The sequence below is a fragment of the Enterococcus sp. DIV0187 genome, assembly GCF_051713785.1.
GTDB lineage: Bacteria > Bacillota > Bacilli > Lactobacillales > Enterococcaceae > Enterococcus_A > Enterococcus_A avium.
Genome location: NZ_JBIOQO010000002.1, coordinates 760,235 through 777,247 on the forward strand (window position 1 = coordinate 760,235; position 17,013 = coordinate 777,247).

At 40.1% G+C, this 17,013-nt stretch carries 16 protein-coding genes; 15 read left to right on the forward strand and 1 reads right to left on the reverse strand.

Annotated features, from left to right (window positions below):
- The first annotated feature begins 14 nt into the window (after positions 1-14).
- Positions 15-341: a PTS lactose/cellobiose transporter subunit IIA gene (locus IGI52_RS23695; RefSeq protein ID WP_438782547.1), complete on the forward strand. Its 327-nt coding sequence runs from the start codon at positions 15-17 to the stop codon at positions 339-341.
- 106 nt (positions 342-447) lie between these two features.
- Entirely contained in the window at positions 448-1,242 is a 795-nt protein-coding gene (locus tag IGI52_RS23700) for an N-formylglutamate amidohydrolase (RefSeq protein ID WP_438782548.1), read from the forward strand.
- A 58-nt stretch (positions 1,243-1,300) separates the two neighbouring features.
- On the opposite strand, the gene IGI52_RS23705 is transcribed toward IGI52_RS23700, so the two are convergent.
- Positions 1,301-1,843, reverse strand: a complete 543-nt coding sequence (locus tag IGI52_RS23705) for a helix-turn-helix domain-containing protein (protein WP_016178814.1) — start codon at positions 1,841-1,843, stop codon at positions 1,301-1,303.
- Positions 1,844-2,017: 174 nt separating this feature from the next.
- Here IGI52_RS23705 and IGI52_RS23710 point away from each other — a divergent pair, with 174 nt between their 5' ends.
- From IGI52_RS23710 to IGI52_RS23770, 13 genes are all read left to right on the forward strand, one after another.
- A complete protein-coding gene (locus IGI52_RS23710; protein WP_016178813.1) occupies positions 2,018-2,797 on the forward strand; it encodes a glycyl-radical enzyme activating protein in 780 nt (259 codons plus the stop codon).
- Positions 2,798-2,838: 41 nt separating this feature from the next.
- Positions 2,839-5,241, forward strand: a complete 2,403-nt coding sequence (hypD, locus tag IGI52_RS23715; RefSeq protein ID WP_438782549.1) for a trans-4-hydroxy-L-proline dehydratase — start codon at positions 2,839-2,841, stop codon at positions 5,239-5,241.
- Positions 5,242-5,855: 614 nt separating this feature from the next.
- Positions 5,856-6,785, forward strand: coding sequence for a thioredoxin-disulfide reductase (trxB, locus tag IGI52_RS23720; protein ID WP_438782550.1), 930 nt, complete (start codon positions 5,856-5,858; stop codon positions 6,783-6,785).
- Positions 6,786-6,963: 178 nt separating this feature from the next.
- A complete protein-coding gene (gene trxA, locus IGI52_RS23725) occupies positions 6,964-7,281 on the forward strand; it encodes a thioredoxin TrxA (RefSeq protein ID WP_048718598.1) in 318 nt (105 codons plus the stop codon).
- Between the two features lie 43 nt (positions 7,282-7,324).
- Positions 7,325-7,789 (forward strand): glycine/sarcosine/betaine reductase complex selenoprotein A, encoded by a 465-nt coding sequence (grdA, locus tag IGI52_RS23730; RefSeq protein ID WP_115341642.1) that lies wholly within the window; start codon positions 7,325-7,327, stop codon positions 7,787-7,789.
- Positions 7,790-7,872: 83 nt separating this feature from the next.
- On the forward strand, positions 7,873-9,408 hold the full coding sequence (gene grdC / locus IGI52_RS23735; RefSeq protein WP_311892706.1) for a glycine/sarcosine/betaine reductase complex component C subunit beta: 1,536 nt from the start codon (positions 7,873-7,875) through the stop codon (positions 9,406-9,408).
- A 4-nt stretch (positions 9,409-9,412) separates the two neighbouring features.
- Positions 9,413-10,570: a glycine/sarcosine/betaine reductase complex component C subunit alpha gene (gene grdD, locus IGI52_RS23740; protein ID WP_438782551.1), complete on the forward strand. Its 1,158-nt coding sequence runs from the start codon at positions 9,413-9,415 to the stop codon at positions 10,568-10,570.
- 95 nt (positions 10,571-10,665) lie between these two features.
- Positions 10,666-11,991 carry a glycine/sarcosine/betaine reductase component B subunit gene (locus tag IGI52_RS23745; protein ID WP_311892704.1) on the forward strand — a complete coding sequence of 442 codons (1,326 nt, stop codon included), beginning with the start codon at positions 10,666-10,668 and terminating at the stop codon, positions 11,989-11,991.
- Positions 11,992-12,083: 92 nt separating this feature from the next.
- A complete protein-coding gene (gene grdH, locus IGI52_RS23750; RefSeq protein ID WP_127979915.1) occupies positions 12,084-13,403 on the forward strand; it encodes a betaine reductase selenoprotein B in 1,320 nt (439 codons plus the stop codon).
- 67 nt (positions 13,404-13,470) lie between these two features.
- Positions 13,471-14,958 (forward strand): glycine betaine uptake BCCT transporter, encoded by a 1,488-nt coding sequence (locus IGI52_RS23755; protein ID WP_102866357.1) that lies wholly within the window; start codon positions 13,471-13,473, stop codon positions 14,956-14,958.
- 165 nt (positions 14,959-15,123) lie between these two features.
- On the forward strand, positions 15,124-15,822 hold the full coding sequence (locus IGI52_RS23760; protein WP_016178802.1) for a GntR family transcriptional regulator: 699 nt from the start codon (positions 15,124-15,126) through the stop codon (positions 15,820-15,822).
- Positions 15,823-15,861: 39 nt separating this feature from the next.
- Positions 15,862-16,419, forward strand: coding sequence for a DUF3841 domain-containing protein (locus IGI52_RS23765; RefSeq protein WP_438782552.1), 558 nt, complete (start codon positions 15,862-15,864; stop codon positions 16,417-16,419).
- A complete protein-coding gene (locus IGI52_RS23770) occupies positions 16,377-16,988 on the forward strand; it encodes a DUF3841 domain-containing protein (RefSeq protein WP_049219960.1) in 612 nt (203 codons plus the stop codon). Before IGI52_RS23765 ends, IGI52_RS23770 begins: the two co-directional genes overlap by 43 nt.
- Positions 16,989-17,013: the final 25 nt, after the last annotated feature.

A 17,013-nucleotide genomic window follows, 5' to 3' on the forward strand; every position in this document is an offset into this window, starting at 1 on the left:
GGGATTTTGGGGAAATGAATGATGAACAGTTACAGGTAGTTATGGGACTAATTATGAATGCTGGTAATGCAAAGGGCGAAGCAATTGCAGCGTTGGCGGCGGCGAAGGAAAATCATTTTTCGGAGGCTGAGTCACGAATGAAAGCAGCTAATGATGCATTAGTTGAGGCCCATAATACGCAAACGAGTCTGCTGACCGTGGAAGCTAGTGGAAATAATTCAGAAGTGACATTATTGATGGTGCATAGTCAGGATCATTTAATGAACGCTATTTCCTATTTAGGCTTAACTCAAGAATTGATTGATGTTTATAAACGACTGAAGGTATTAGAAGCAAATTAAAATCCAAGTCTGACAAGGAGAATACTCTTTGTCAGTTTTTTTGTATCTAGGCAAGAGATTGGAGAGGTATAATCAAAGAGAAAAATTATCGGAGGGCAGGGACTCAATGAAAACATTTATCACATATAATAAAGAAAAACACATCTATCCAGTAGTTATCAGTTTGCCCCATAGCGGAACATGGATACCAGAGGAAATGCGCTCAAGCTTACGAAAAGATGCGGTTTTGGCGAATACAGATTGGTTTTTACCTAAGCTATACAATTTTTTAGTAGCAATGGGCTGTACGATGATCGAAAATCGAGTGAATCGTTATGTGGCTGATCCGAACCGAGAAAGTCAAATAAAAGGAATGAATTATCAAGAGGCGGTGATTTATCAGCAAAATACCTTTGGAAAAGCCTTGTATACAAAAAAGCTAACATCAGATATTATTACTGAACGCTTAGAAAACTATTATTGGCCCTATCACCAAGCATTGCAGAGATTAATCGATGCCAAAAAGAGCCGATTTGGAAAAGTCTATTTAATTGATCTGCATAGCTTTGCGGAATATCCAAATGATGCCAGAACTACCCCGGCTGATTTTGTGATTGGAAATCAAATGGATCAAACTTCTAGTGCGAAATTGCGAAAGCTGTTAACAGTTTTTTTAAAGGAAGCTGGCTACAGCGTTTCCAACAATCACCCATTTCGTGGTGGATTTATTACCCGTCACTTTAGTGAACTATCCGGAATTGAAGCATTACAGCTAGAGATTCGCTATAATCAGTATATTGAGAAACGTTCTTTCGGTGAAGAGGTACTAACCAAATATGATTCAGAAATATTTTCAAAAGCACAAGAACATTTAGCAATGGTTTTTAGGAAATTATTCACGGAACTATCCATAGAGCAATGATTTTAGAAGTCTGTACTACTAAGCAAAAAAGCGTTCGATCATTTTTGATCGAGCGCTTTTAATAATCATTTGGATAGTGGACCACGATGAATTTTACGACATTGCTAGTTTGGTTATCCCAATTGTGATCAATCGTCGAAAAATAATGAGCGGAGTCGCCTGGATAAAGTTGGTACGTCTTTTCCTCGATCACCAATGTCAAGATTCCCTCTAAAACATACACGAACTCTTCTCCTTGATGTGGATAGGTAGTCGGCAATTCACGCTTTTCATGTGGCATGATTTCGATCATTTTTGGCGCAATCTTCTTATCCTGTGGTGTACGGCTTAATTGTTTATAGATCATGTTGTTTAATTTGTGGATCACCGGCTGGTCGTACCCGCGAACAATCGGTTCAATTTCAGGTTCTTCTTCAAAAAAATAATTAATTCTTACTTTAAATAAATCTGCGATACTTGATAAATGTTCAACCGCAATCGTTGTAATCCCACGCTCGAACTGCGATAAGAAGCCGGTTGACAAACCGGTGGCTTCAGATAGCTGTTTGAGAGTCATCCCTTGTTCATTACGCAAATTTTTCACTTTTTCTCCAATATTCATCTGTTAGCCCCTCACATGATTAATTATTTTTAGTATACCTGAAAAACAGATAAATTCCTAACCGTCATTAAAATGAAAAAAAAGCGAAAAATAAAATGAAAAATTCATCAAAATGAATTAAGCGCTTGCAACTTTCTCGTTTGAGTTTTATAATTAAAGGCGGGAGGGAAGTACGTGAAAAAGCCGACGATTTTTAATATTCAAAAGTTTTCGACCCATGATGGGCCGGGAATTCGTACGACGATTTTTTTCAAAGGGTGTCCCATCAGATGTGAATGGTGTCACAATCCTGAAAGTCAAGTATTTTCACCAGAGATCATGTTAAACAAATATGGCAAGGAAGAACTGATTGGTAAAGATTATTCTGTTCATGAGTTAGTTAAGAAAATCCAAGCAGATCAAATCTTTTACGATCAATCAGGTGGCGGTGTCACATTTTCTGGCGGTGAAGTGATGGCTCAAAATATGGATTATGTGGTTGAACTAGCGAAGGAATGCCAGAGATTAGGCATAACTGTCGCTATTGATACCTGTGGAGTCGCCCCAACTGAAAATTATCGACGAATTCTTCCATATGCAGATTTATTTTTGTACGATTTAAAGTTCATTGATTCACATAATCATCAGCTTTATACAGGTGCTGGCAATCAATTAGTGCTGGAGAATTTACGATTTCTATCTGAACAGCAAGCAGAAATCAATCTTCGTCTAATTTTATTAGATGAAATTAACGCAGAAGAACTGGATGCAGAGGAAGTTATTGCCTGGCTAGCTAAAGAGAAGATTCATGTGAGTGAAATATCGTTGCTGCCGTATCATGATTTCGGTCGAGATAAATACGAACGGTTGAAAAGAGTGTGTACGCAGAACTTCATTAAACCAGCAGATGAAAAAGTAGCGCGCTTGCAAAAAATTTACCAAGACGCAGGTTATCAAGTAACGATTGGCGGCTAAGTAATCAAGAAAGATGAATATACAAAATAGGAGGAAGATCAATGGCGGAATTAACACTAGAACCAACAAGAAGAGGTAGTACAGAACGAATCAAACGATTAAGGGAAATCAGTGATAAGGAATGTACACCAAGTATTTCAATGGAACGAGCAGTCCTTTTGACGGAAGCCTACAAAAAATGGGAGGGCAAGGTTTCTGCGCCTGTTTTACGAGGAAAGGCGTTCAAGTACATCATGGAAAATCGCACCAATTATATTGAAAAAGGCTCTCTAGTTTTAGGTGAAAAAGGGGATAAACCGTGGGCTGCACCGACATTTCCTGAATTGTGCTGTCATACTTTAGAAGATTTTGACAATATGAACAATCGTGAGAAAGTTTTCTTCCGTGTGAGTGAGGAAGATCGTCGTATCCAGGAAGAGGTCATCATTCCCTACTGGCATGATCGTGCCATGATGACACGAATGAATCGATTGCTGCCAGAGGAATGGCATTTATTATTTGACGCAGGGTTGTATACCGAATTTTTAATGCAGCGCGGTCCTGGTCATACAGTAGCTGATGGAAAAATGTACCAAAAAGGTTTTGCTGATTTTAAGGCGGAAATTCAACAAGAAATCGATAATTTAGACTATAACAATGATATGGAAGCATTAAATAAACGAGAAGAACTAGAGGGCATGAAGCTAGTTTGCGAAGGCATGATTATTTTTGGGAAACGCTATGCAGAGCAATGTCGTGATTTGGCTGAAACGGAAACAGATCCTCAGTGGAAACAAGAACTATTGGATCTAGCTGAAGTCTGTGATGTGGTTCCAGAGCATGCGCCGCAAACCTTCCGCCAAGCGATTCAAATGTATTGGTTCACTCATATTGGTGTAACGGTAGAAATGAATAACTGGGATGCCTATTCTCCAGGTAAATTAGATCAGCATTTAGAGCCTTTCTATGAAAAGGATATCGAGGAAGGCCGCTTAACACGTGAAAAAGCGCGGGAGCTTTTGGAAAATCTTTGGATTCAATTCAATAACCAGCCTGCACCGCCAAAGGTTGGGATTACTTTAAAAGAAAGTGCAACCTATACGGATTTCTGTAATTTAAATACGGGAGCATTACGTCCAGATGGAACAAGCGGGGTCAGTGATGTTAGCTATTTGATTCTGGAAGTTATGGATGAAATGAAGCTGCTGCAGCCAAGCTCAAATGTTCAAATTTCTCGTAAATCCCCTGAAAAATTCCTGCGTGAAGCTTTGAAAGTTTCACGTAAAGGCTGGGGACAACCAGCAATGTATAATTCTGAAGCGATTTTAGCCGAATTAAGCTATCTAGGAAAATCTGTCGACGATGCTAGAGAAAGCGGCATTTGTTCTGGCTGTGTTGAAGTTGGTGTAGCCGGAAAAGAAGCCTATGTGCTAACTGGTTATCTGAATATCCCGAAAGTATTTGAACTTGCTATGAACCGGGGCTATGATCATTACACCGATAAACAGGTGGGAATCGATGTAGGCGACTTCACTAAAATGAAAACCTATGAAGAAGTTTTTGACGCTTTCCATAAAGAGCTGCAATACGTAGTTGATGTGAAAGTTGCGGGTAATAACATGATTGAACGGATGTATATGGAATTTATGCCGGTACCGCTGCTTTCTGTGATGTCTGATGATTGTATCAAAGTTGGTAAAGATTACAATGCGGGTGGCGCTCGTTATAATACTAGCTATATCCAATGTGTTGGTATCGCAACGATTACTGATTCATTAGCCGCAATTAAGCATAACGTCTTTGAAGAAAAAACGATATCGATGCAGGATTTATTAGATGCCTGTGAAGCAGACTTTGAAAACTATGACGAAATCTTTGATCGTGTCTATAATGAAACGCCTAAATATGGAAATGATGACGAATACGCGGATACTTTATTACGTGATGTTGCTGATTCTCTACAAGAGGTAATTGCAGGTCGTCCAACTCCGAAAGGCTCAAAAACGGTCGTGGAATTTTTACCGACAACGTGCCACGTTTACTTTGGTCAGGTCATGGAGGCATCGCCAAACGGACGGCATAAAGGAATTCCATTACCAGATGGAATTTCTCCAGAAAAAGGCGCTGATCGCAACGGTCCAACGGCGGTTATTAAGTCCGCATCGAAAATTGATCAAACGAAAACTGGTGGTGCTCTGCTTAATCAGAAATTTACACCTAGTGTGGTAGCAGGAGAAGCGGGGATCACTAATATGGCTTCGTTAGTTCGCAGTTATTTTGCATTAGACGGCCATCATATTCAGTTCAACGTTATTGATCGTGAAACATTGATAAAAGCGCAAAAACATCCGAAAGATTATGAAAATCTAATTGTTCGAGTAGCGGGGTATAGTGATTACTTCAATAATTTAGAAAAAGCCCTGCAGGATGAGATCATCTCACGGACGGAACAAGCCTTCGGATAGGCAAGCTTAATAAAGACTACTTTTATGCCAGAGAAAATATTTCTCTGGTTTTTTGTTGCCTATAATTTTCTAAAACTTAAAATTGCAGACAATTAATAAAAAACGTTTGATTGCATATAAGAGAACAGGAAAATAATAAATAGTAAAAAGCAGATGGACTATTCCATAGTCTTAAACCTGTAATAACAAATTGAAAAACTTTGGAATGGAATATTCATAAAGTGAAATAGATAACTAAATGGTTTCATAAAGGATAACAAAATGATAAAACAGAAATCTAAAGATTTATAAAAGAACAACCGTAATATTATTTTATAAAATAAATAACGAAAAAAATGAGTTGAAAACGGATTGCATCATCTTGTAAATGTTGGTAGAATGTGATTGAGAAAGTTAGTCGTTTGTCGACAATCGACTAAAAGCAAATTTATCTATATCCTTTTAACTATAAAAGAGCATCTAAGATATAAATGTTCAATAGATCACAATTTGGTTGGTTCATCTACTTTTAGCATCTTATTCACAAAAAGTAAAAAGAAAGCATAAAAATTTTATTTAAGAAAATCACGGTGGTTAATCATCGTATTTTATAAAGAAAGGGATGAAGGATAGATATGCAAGTGTATGACGTAATCATCATCGGTGCAGGACCAGCTGGCTTGTCAGCAGCTATTTATGCCGGACGTGCGAGACTAAAAACATTACTAATTGAAAAAGGGAAGGATGGGGGGCAAATTATACTGACTTCCGAGATTGAAAATTATCCAGGAAGTCTTGAGAAGGAATCGGGACGTTCGTTGATTCAGCGAATGACTGAACAAGTAGCCTCATTCGGTGTCGAACGGGCCGCAGATACGATCACAGAAGTTGATTTATCCAGCGATGTAAAGGTCATTAAAGGGAAAAAAGAAGAGTATCAAAGTCGTTCGGTTATTATTGCTTCTGGTGCCTTTCCGCGTCCAATTGGTTGCGAGAACGAAAAAGAATTTATAGGGAAGGGACTATCCTATTGCGCGACGTGCGATGCGGCCTTTTTTGAAGACATGGAGGTTTTTGTGATTGGCGGCGGAAATTCAGCTGTTGAGGAAGCAATGTTCTTATCGACCTTTGCTCGAAAAGTGACAATCATCCAGAATTTACCAGAGTTGACGGCAGATGCTATCGCAATCGAGCAAATAATGGCAAATGAAAAGATCCATTTTATCTACAATTCTGTAGTAGAAAGACTTGAGGGTGATGGCATTGTTGAAGCGATAACGATCCGTAATACCGAAACAAATGAAGCAACACGTTTCGAAGCTGACGAAGAAGACGGATTGATTGGTGTTTTCAGTTTTATCGGCTACTTACCGCAGTCGAAAATTTTTGAAAATGTCTTAGAAATGGAAAGCGGATACATTAAAACCGATGAGAAAATGGCGACGAGTGTTCCTGGTGTTTACGCAGCAGGAGATGTTCGAGTGAAAAACGTGCGTCAAGTTGTTACCGCCAGCGGTGATGGCTGTACAGCAGCTGTCGCAGTCGAAAAGTATCTGCATCATTAGCATTTTACTTGAAGTGTAAATTCAAGGTAGAAAAAAATAAGTACATTAAACTGAATAAGGATTTCAGTTCTGTTTCTTGCTTTAGCAAGATTAACAGAATGACATACGGTATGAAAAACAAATTCATTTTTCTTTGAGAAAAATGAATACATTAATCTGAATAAGGAGTAGTGAAACGATGAAAGTTTTAAATAAGAAAAACTTTGAAGAGGAAGTTTTACAAAGTGAAGGAACAATGCTAGTTGATTTCTTTTCAGAAACCTGCGAACCCTGTCAAGCTCTGATGCCAAGTATCGAAGAGTTTGCAGATAAATATAGCGGAAAGATTCCTTTTGCAAAATTAGATACTGCAAAAGCTAGAAGAGTAGCAATCGGACAAAAAATCCTTGGAATACCAGTCATTGCAATTTATCAAGATGGTGAAAAAGTCGAGGAATTAGTGAAAGACGACGCAACGCCAGAAAATGTTGAAGCAATGATTAAGAAGTATATTTAACGAGGAAACTCGTTTAAATAATAAAAAACAAGGAGGAATCATTATGTTGCTGAAAGACAAAAAAGTTATCATCCTCGGCGACAGAGACGGCGTTCCTGGTCAAGCCATTGAAGAATGTGTGAAACCACTAGGCGCAGATGTAGTATTCTCATCCACAGAATGCTTTGTCTGAACGGCCGCGGGCGCAATGGATCTGGAAAATCAAAAGAGGGTAAAAGAATTTACAGAGGAATTCGGTGCTGAGAATATTGTTGTTGTTCTTGGCGCGGCAGAAGGTGAAGCTGCTGGTTTAGCTGCCGAAACTGTAACTTTAGGCGACCCTACGTATGCCGGTCCATTAGCGGGAGTCCAGTTAGGACTTGACGTATATCATATCGTGGAACCAGAAATGAAAGAAGCGATCGACTCTGAGCTGTATGAGGAACAAGTTGGCATGATGGAAATGGTACTAGACGTTGACGATATCGTCGACGAAATGACTTCAATTCGAAGTCAAGTAAGTGAATAAGTTCAAAGTGCAGCTTTTTTGATGATGCTGGACTGGAACTTGTTCAGCATCATCTCACAATTTTGAAAAGAAAGGATGTTTCTATGTATAGCGTATTGAAAGGGTCGAGCTATTTTCTTGCACATACCCCAGATATGGTAGTCCACAACGGCACTACTCAAACACTTCAAAGAAAAATTGATCCTGATTCAGAATACTTGAAAGAAATAAGCAACCATCTACGCGATTACGAAACTTGTGTCGCTTATCCACCGAACCAAGTCTATATTGGAAACATGACACCAGAAGAACTCGAAGCTATCGAGACCCCTTGGTACGATAAAAAAGCTGAGAACAAACGCCAGGGTACTTTTGGTGAGATCATGCCTGAAGATGAGTTCATCGGTATGATGAAATATGTCGATGTGTTTGACTTGGTCAAATTGAAGGATGATTTTAGTAAAACAGTAAAAGAAAAATTAGATCAACATCCATTATTGGATGAGAAAATTTTAGCAAAGCTTTCAGAGGAAGTATCCTCGGAAGAGATTTCAGGTTTCATCGAAAATGAACAGGCAGAACCGATTTATTTTAAAGGCGATGTCGTAGGCTGTGTAAAAGCCGCTCATAATTTAGATGATACCTTGTTTGCTCATGTCATTTTTGAAAACCTGGTTTCGAAAGCATCCTGTACGATTGCGATCTTACATTTGCTTCAGCAGACTGGAATCGATCCAGACGAAGTTGAATATGTTTTGGAATGTTCAGAAGAAGCCTGCGGAGATATGAATCAACGTGGCGGAGGGAACTTTGCGAAAGCAGCAGCGGAAATGGCTGGGTTGGAAAATGCGACCGGCAGCGATGTTCGCGGTTTTTGTGCTGGCCCGACCCACGCATTGATTCAAGCCGCTTCATTAGTGAAATCGGGCGTCTTCAAAAATGTAATCGTTACCGCAGGCGGTTCAACGGCGAAGCTAGGCATGAACGGAAAAGATCATTTAAATAAAGAGCTACCAATTTTAGAGGATTGTGTTGCAAGCTTTGCAGTCTTAATCTCTGAAAATGATGGTGTCAGTCCAGAATTGAATATTGATATTGTCGGGCGGCATACGGTTGGCACAGGCGCTTCGCCACAAAAGGTAATTTCGTCATTAACTAGCATCCCGTTGGAAAAAGCTGGATTGAAGCTGACAGATATCGATAAATATTCTGTTGAGATGCAAAATCCTGATATCACTAAACCAGCGGGAGCAGGAAATGTGCCTGAAGCAAATTATAAAATGATTGGTGCTCTAGCAGTAATGAAAAAGCAGATCGAAAAATCCGAATTAGCTGATTTCGTGAAGCAGCACGGAATGGTGGGATGGGCGCCGACTCAAGGTCATATTCCATCTGGTATTCCATATCTTGGCTTCGGACGAAACGATATTATGGCTGGTAAGGTCAATCGAGCAATGTTTGTCGGAAAAGGCAGTCTATTCTTAGGACGAATGACGAACTTGTTTGATGGGATTTCCTTTGTAATGCAAAAAAATAGCGGCAAACAGGAGGAAACTGTTTCTGAAGATCAAATCAAGCAATTAATTGCGGAAGCTCTTCGTGACTTCGCAAGTCATCTTGCTGGAAAGCTAGAGGAGTGATCCTATGGCTGAAAAAGAGACCAAACAAATAATCGCGGATGTGTTTCAAGGACTTGCGAACACGTTGGAAACTAGCCGAGGTGTTTCCTCAACAGTGGCCTTAACTGCCTTAGGAAGCGAGCATGACGAAGCAGAGCTGATCGAAGCGGCAAAAATGGCTGCTGACAAAGGAATTTCGGTAAAAGTTATTGGCACACAGAAAATCGACTATTCTGGGATTGAAAGTTTCTTAGTTTCAGATGCGGAGGAAGGCCATAAGAAATTAGAGGAGCTATTGAACGAAGGAGTTGCGGGTGCTGGTGTGACGATGCACTATCCGTTTCCGATCGGTGTTTCTACTGTTGGTCGAGTGCTCACTCCCGCCAAAGGAAAGCACATGTATCTAGCAACAACAACGGGTACCTCTGCACTGACACGAGTAGAGGCATTGGTACGGAATGCGTTATATGGCATCATCACAGCAAAAGCTTGTGGAATCGCAGAACCGACCATTGGGTTATTGAACATTGATGGCGCGCGTCAAGCAGAGATTACATTAAAAAGATTGGCGGAAAATGGCTATCCGATTCATTTTGCAACTTCGAATCGCAGTGATGGAGGAGCAGTTATGCGGGGGAATGATGTCCTTGCAGGGACTTGTGATGTCATGGTGATGGATTCTTTAACGGGGAATATTTTGCAGAAAATCTTTTCTTCCTATAGTACGGGTGGAAATTATGAATCCTTAGGGTTCGGTTATGGCCCCGGTGTGGGAGAAGGAATGGATAAGCTGATTATGATCGTCTCTCGTGCTTCCGGTGCGCCAGTTGTGAGCGGGGCGATAGAATTCGCAGATGAACTTGTTCGTGGAAATTTCCAGCAGGTTCAAGAAGCGGAATTTGCCAAATTGAGGCAGGCGTCTTTAGATACTTTGCTAAAAGAAATTCAACCGCAAAAAGAAGTAGTACAAGAAGAAGTTACTCAACCAGATAAAGAAATTGTAACTGAAGAGATTCATGGAGTAGAAATCTTAGATTTAGAGGATGCTGTTCATCATTTATGGAAGCAAGGAATATACGCTGAGAGCGGTATGGGGTGTACCGGTCCAGTTGTAATGATTGCGGACAAACGCTTGTCTGAAGCGAAGGCTTGTTTGGCTGATGGCGGCTATATAGGAAACTAAGTTGCCGCTTGTATATGTTTAACGTAAAAATATCAAGTTTTATTCTATAAAGAGCATTTAGTTGAGATGCATTGATTTGAGAAAGGAGCAAGTAAATGAAATTAGATATCGCAAATTTTCATGTCGTGGATATTCAATTCGGTGAAAAGACAGCATATGCCGATGGGATCTTGACGATCAATAAAAAAGAAGCATTAGATGTCGTTTTTGAAGACGAACACATCACAAAAGCAGAACTACACATCGTTAAACCCGGGGATGAAGTTCGATTGGTCCCGGTAAAAGAAGCGATTGAGCCTCGTTATCGTGTTGGAGGCGGACCAGTTTTTCCTGGCGTTACTGGGAAATTGATGCAAGCTGGTGACGGTGTGACTCATGCGTTAAAGGACATGAGTGTCTTAGTTGTCGGACAACACTGGGGAGGGTTCCAAGATGGACTGATTGACATGAGTGGAGAAGGGGCGAAATATACCTATTATTCTCAACTTAAAAATGTTGTATTAGTGGCTGACACGGATGAAGAATTCGAATGGCATGAGCAGCAAAAGAAAAATCATGCTCTACGCTGGGCAGGCATGCGTTTAGCTGAGTATATCGGAGCAGTCACCAAAGGCTTAAAATCAGATGAGCTGGAAACCTATGAACTAGAACCGATTACCAAACGCAGCGAAGCTGTCAACAAATTACCAAGTGTGGTCTTTGTCTTACAACCGCAATCACAAATGGAAGACTCAGGCTATAATGACTTAAATTACGGTTGGGATTGCAATTTGATGCTTCCGACTTTTATGCATCCGAATGAAGTGCTGGATGGTGCGATGATTTCGGGCTCCTTTATGCCGTGTTCATCAAAATGGTCGACCTATGATTTCCAAAACTTCCCAATGATAAAACGGCTATATGAAGAACATGGAAAAACAATTAATTTCTTAGGAATCATTATGTCGAATCTGAACGTCGCCTTGGAGCAAAAAGAACGTGCGGCCCTATTTGTTGCGCAAATGGCAAAAAGCTTAGGTGCTGATAGTGCTGTGGTAGCAGAAGAAGGGTATGGTAATCCGGATGCTGATTTTACCGCTTGTTATGTAGCTTTAGAGGATGCAGGGATTAAAACGGTTGGTTTGACTAATGAATGCACAGGGCGCGATGGCGCCAGTCAGCCACTTGTATCAATGGACGAAAAATGTGATGCGATCGTTTCAGCAGGAAACGTGTCAACGTTGATTGAGCTGCCACCAATGAAGACTGTACTAGGAGAATTAGAAGCGTTAGCTAGAGATGGCCTTTCTGGCGGCTGGTCAAATGATGAAATTTTGGGCGCTTCGGTAAAACCAGATGGGTCGATTATTATGGAGAACAACGCAATGTTCTGCGGAGATCAGGTGGTTGGCTGGTCAACCAAGACTATGGTTGAATTCTAAATTTGTCATTTGGTACTTTGAAATGAACTGAAGAATTAAATTAAAGTGTTTTTCCAAAAGAATTCAAGATAGACAGAATTAGGAGGGAAATTATGAAAGCGATTTTATATATCAATCAGTTTTTCGGACAGATTGGCGGCGAAGAATTCGCTGGCCATGAGCCGGAAATTAGAGAGGGAATTGTTGGCCCAGGTATGGCTTATGCCAAAGCTTTAAAAGATGAAGTTGAAATCACGCATACGATCATCTGTGGCGACAATTTTATGGGATCAAAAACCGACGAAGCAATTAAAAGAATTCTTGGCTTTTTAGATGATAAAGAATTTGATATTTTCTTTGCCGGACCAGCATTTCGAGCAGGGCGATACGGTGCAGCTTGTGGCCATATCTGTTCGGCTGTTCAGAAGAAATTTGGTGTTCCAGCAATCACCTCAATGAATGAAGAAAATCCAGGTGTGGAGATGTACCGTAAGGAAATGTACATTTTTAAAGGTGGAGCAAGTGCAGCAGCGATGCGTAAAGATGTTGCGAAAATGTCCGCTTTTGCTTTGCGTTTATTATATGGAGAAAAATTGAATTCAGCAGCTGAAGAGGGTTATTTCGGTCGGGGAATACGTGATCAAATTTGGTTGGACCCACCAGTACCAGCAACCGACCGCGTTATTGATATGCTATTGAAAAAAGTCAATGGAGAAGAGTATCAATCTGAATTGATCATTCCTAAATCAGAACGAGCACCGATCGCGCCAGCTATTCCACCAGAAGAGTTAGCTAAAATAAAAGTTGCTTTAGTGACATCTGGCGGAATCGTTCCAGTTGGCAATCCAGATAGAATTCAATCTGCTTCAGCAACCAAATGGGGCAAATATAATATTGAAGAAATGGATGAGCTGAAAAAAGGTGAGTTTATGACAATTCACGCGGGGTTTGACCCAGCTGCCGCCAACGATGATCCGAACGTTGTTCTGCCGTTAGATGTAATGAAAGAATATGCGAAAGAAGGAAAAATCGGCGGAGTGTATCCGTACTTCTATGCAACTGTAGGTACCGGAACGACGCAAGCAGAAGCGACTCGGATGGGACAAGAAATTGCGCAGGAATTGGTCGATGATGGGGTTAAGGCCGTTATACTGACATCCACCTGAGGCACCTGTACTCGTTGCGGGGCAACGATGACCAGAGAAATTGAAAAAGCAGGAATTACGATTGTTCAAATGGCGAACCTGATTCCAGTGGCTCGTACAGTAGGTGTAAACCGAATTGTACCAACGATTTCGATTCCATATCCATTAGGCGATCCTGCCACACCGAAGGAAGTTCAACACAAACTCCGTTACCATCGTGTGGGAGTTGCGCTAGATGCGTTAACCACTGATATTGAAGAACCTCGACTCTTTGAAGTAAAAGTTTAATTGCAGAATTGACGAGCTGTTTAACGACGGCTCGTCCAACAAAAAACTTTGAAGAGGAGACGTTCAGATGAAAAAAAATATAGTATTTTATGTTTCTCTTTTAATTACGGCTATTATCGTAGTGATTGGGTTAATTGCGCCAGGTCCATTCGCACAGGCGATGAATAGCACGAAAGCTTTTTTAGTAGATACATTTGGTTGGTTTTATTTAATTGCTATGTTTGTATTTGTCGTTTTCTCGTTACTTATTGCTTTCAGTCGTTTTGGTAAAATAAAATTGGGCCCAGACGATTCTGTTCCTGAATATAGTAATAAATCTTGGTTTGCAATGTTGTTTGGAGCTGGAATGGGGATTGGGTTGGTTTTTTGGGGAGTGGCAGAGCCGCTGAATCATTTTGCTACGTTTGGCGGAACAGAAAAAGCAGCGGATATAGCTATGCAGAAATCTTTTTTACATTGGGGCTTTCATCCATGGGCGGCTTATTCGATTATTGGAATGGCGCTGGCTTACTTCCAATTCAGGAAAAAAACACCTGGATTGATCAGCAGTATTTTCTTACCGATTTTAGGCGAGGAAGGTGTACGAGGACCGATTGGAAAACTAATTGATATTTGTGCGGTTTTCGCAACAGTTGCCGGAATCGCCACCTCGCTTGGTCAAGGAACCTTACAGATTAATTCAGGTCTGAATTATTTGTTTGATATTCCAACAACACGTCTGGTTCAGATTATTATTATTGTGGGCTTAACCATTATTTATACATGGACTGCAGTCAGCGGAATTGATAAAGGAATTAAACTATTATCAGATATCAATCTTTATTTGGCAATCGCGCTGCTTCTAGGGGCTTTTCTGGTTGGTCCGAAGATCATGTCATTGAACATTTTCACTAATTCATTTGGGGGATATATCAATAACATCGTATCAGAAAGTTTTTCAATCAATCCATTTGGAGACAACTCGTGGCTCGGTTCATGGACAATTTTTTATTGGTCGTGGTGGATCGCTTGGGGGCCATTTGTAGGAACCTTTATCGCTAGAATTTCTAAAGGAAGAACGATTAAGGAGTTTGTCTTAGGAGTAATCATTGCCCCATCGATGGTTTCCTTTATTTGGTTCTCGATCTTTGGCAGTTTAGGATTGAATCTTGATATCGGAATTATCAATAAGGCAAAGGAAGTGACGGAAACAGCACTGTTTGTGGTTCTTGCTGAATATCCATTAGGAATGATTTTTTCAATCATTGCTATCTGTCTTTTGTGTACTTTTTTCATCACATCTGCCAATTCGGGGATTTTTGTTTTATCGATGTTTTCATCAGAAGGTGACTTGAATCCCGGCAATGATAAAAAAATCTTATGGGGAGTCATTCAAGCATTATTAGCTTTGGTTTTATTGATGACCGGCGGTTTGGATGCTTTGCAGACGTGCTCAATCGTAGCGGCATTACCATTAACAGTGATCATGCTATTATGTGCCGTTTGTTTATTTAAGGCTTTGATGCAGGAAAAGAAAACACCAGACAAATTATCCGAGTCTTCTAAGCTAGAATAACACGACTAGGCTGACTATTCATGTGAATAAAAGTACAATCGTGTTTTTCTGAAAAATCAGAGATATTGAAACGATTGAAGCGGTCAAATACCGAACGACAAGAGACTTAGCAAAGGCTTTCTGATATAATTAGTGACGTATATCTGAAAGGATGCTGAATTATTTATGGATATTATGCCTAGATACGAAAAACAAAGCTTAAGCGACATGGTCGTATCGTATGTTAAAAATAGAATCTTGTCTGGCACGTTAAAAGGCGGCGATCGCTTAATCGAGACAGATATCTCGAATCATTTTAATATTAGCCGGGCTCCAGTAAGAGAAGCCATGCGGATTTTGAACGAACAGGGGTTAATCACGTTTTCACCTCGCAAAGGCAATCATGTGATTGAAATGGACCCAGCAGAAATAATGGAAGTGTTTGAAATTCGAACCTCACTAGAAACGCAAATTTTACGAAAAATTTTGCGAAATCAAATGATTAAGGAAGAAGATTTTCAACAGCTGACAGAGATTGCTTTGGAGATGAAGGATGGCGAGAATCGTTGTCGTAATGAAGAGGATAAGGTCTTTTTGCTGAATACATTAGATATTTCATTCCATAAGTATCTTTGGCAGCTGTCAGGCAGTGTGCGCAGAGCGCAGATTTTAGAGAGCTTGTTCTATCAGTTACTTATCGCCATGAACGAAGATCTTTCTTCTTTGGGGATTCTTGAGAAGAAATCAGAAGAGCATCTGGCTTTTGTTGAGGTTTTACGTAAGAATGAACTTCCATTAGTAGTTCGTTCGTTTCATAATCACATCCAAAATTATGTTAAAGCTACTTTGCCGGAGGAAGAACAGAATTTTTGTTTGGATTGCTAGGAAACATGTTTTTGCTTGTTTCTAACTTTTGGAGGAAATATGACAAACAAAGTAAAGGTTTGGACGAAGCAGCATGAAAATATTTTACAGGTGTTAGAACAAACGGGACGGTATATTGCGAAAAAGGAATACATCCAGCAGAAGATGGAGGACCACAGCAGTCTGTATTTAGGTGTATATGAATGGTATATGCAGGCGGCTGCGCGTTTTGTTCAGCCGCCTGCTGACGTGAAATATCCAATTTGGGTATCGCTTTCAGAAGAAGACAGTATTCAAAATAGTGAAGGCAATACGATTTTAGAAATTGAACTTGACGAGGATCAGCTGATTGTGGTTGATTTATTGAAATGGGGAAATATTGTCAATCATTTGTACATTCCCAAAGATCTAGAAGACCAAAGGGAACATACAAGGCTGTTGGAGAAATATGGAATTGATGATATTACTGCTTTTATGACGCCTTTTTATCCCAATGTCAAACAAAAAATCGAGCAAAGTCATGAGCGGCTTTTCGATGATTCGAGTGTATTGGGAGAGATGAAAGTGGGAACGATATGGGAAATTCGCAAGGAATGGATTACTCAAATAACCAGGTAACATTGTATACTTCTCAAAGTCGACTGGTAGTTGATAAGCTGATTAAATCGGGAAGGCATGTTGTCGACAACACCTTTATAAAGGAAAAGTACGGAGAAACGGCTCAAGTATTTTTGCAGGCGTACAGCTGGTATTGTCAAAATGCCGAAAAAATCGTTGAGCGTCCTGCAGATGCTGATTCTGCGATCTGGACTTTTTTAGATGTAAAATACCTCGATTATTCAATGGATTCTCAACTAATCAAGCTGCGTGTACCGATCGAGCAGGTTGTCTTTTTCCGTATGTCTGATTGGAATAGGATTTTGAATCTGCGTTTTCTAGGTACGGAAGAGGAACAAGCAACGTATGATAACAAGCTGAAAAAATATAATATAACCTATGAAGGCGATGTCTATACGACAGCGTTCTATCCGCATTTGAAAACTGAGCTGATCCGCAGCTGGCAAAAGCTTTTTCACTATGATGCAGAGATAAAGAAAACTAAACGGCTCCCCTTTGAAGATATTCAAGGGGGAGTATGGGAAGTTAAGCAGGCTTGGGTAGAATCTTTTTTAGAATGGAAAATGTAAATGAACCGTCCAATTTTTTTGGACG

Excerpts from the sequence above, each read along its gene's own strand:
- IGI52_RS23695 (WP_438782547.1), top strand. The coding sequence starts at position 15 with ATGAATGATGAACAGTTACAGGTAGTTATGGGACTAATTATGAATGCT.
- IGI52_RS23700 (WP_438782548.1), top strand. The coding sequence starts at position 448 with ATGAAAACATTTATCACATATAATAAAGAAAAACACATCTATCCAGTA.
- IGI52_RS23705 (WP_016178814.1), bottom strand. The coding sequence starts at position 1,843 with ATGAATATTGGAGAAAAAGTGAAAAATTTGCGTAATGAACAAGGGATG.
- hypD (WP_438782549.1), top strand. The coding sequence starts at position 2,839 with ATGGCGGAATTAACACTAGAACCAACAAGAAGAGGTAGTACAGAACGA.
- trxB (WP_438782550.1), top strand. The coding sequence starts at position 5,856 with ATGCAAGTGTATGACGTAATCATCATCGGTGCAGGACCAGCTGGCTTG.
- trxA (WP_048718598.1), top strand. The coding sequence starts at position 6,964 with ATGAAAGTTTTAAATAAGAAAAACTTTGAAGAGGAAGTTTTACAAAGT.
- grdC (WP_311892706.1), top strand. The coding sequence starts at position 7,873 with ATGTATAGCGTATTGAAAGGGTCGAGCTATTTTCTTGCACATACCCCA.
- grdD (WP_438782551.1), top strand. The coding sequence starts at position 9,413 with ATGGCTGAAAAAGAGACCAAACAAATAATCGCGGATGTGTTTCAAGGA.
- IGI52_RS23745 (WP_311892704.1), top strand. The coding sequence starts at position 10,666 with ATGAAATTAGATATCGCAAATTTTCATGTCGTGGATATTCAATTCGGT.
- IGI52_RS23755 (WP_102866357.1), top strand. The coding sequence starts at position 13,471 with ATGAAAAAAAATATAGTATTTTATGTTTCTCTTTTAATTACGGCTATT.
- IGI52_RS23760 (WP_016178802.1), top strand. The coding sequence starts at position 15,124 with ATGGATATTATGCCTAGATACGAAAAACAAAGCTTAAGCGACATGGTC.
- IGI52_RS23765 (WP_438782552.1), top strand. The coding sequence starts at position 15,862 with ATGACAAACAAAGTAAAGGTTTGGACGAAGCAGCATGAAAATATTTTA.
- IGI52_RS23770 (WP_049219960.1), top strand. The coding sequence starts at position 16,377 with ATGGGAAATTCGCAAGGAATGGATTACTCAAATAACCAGGTAACATTG.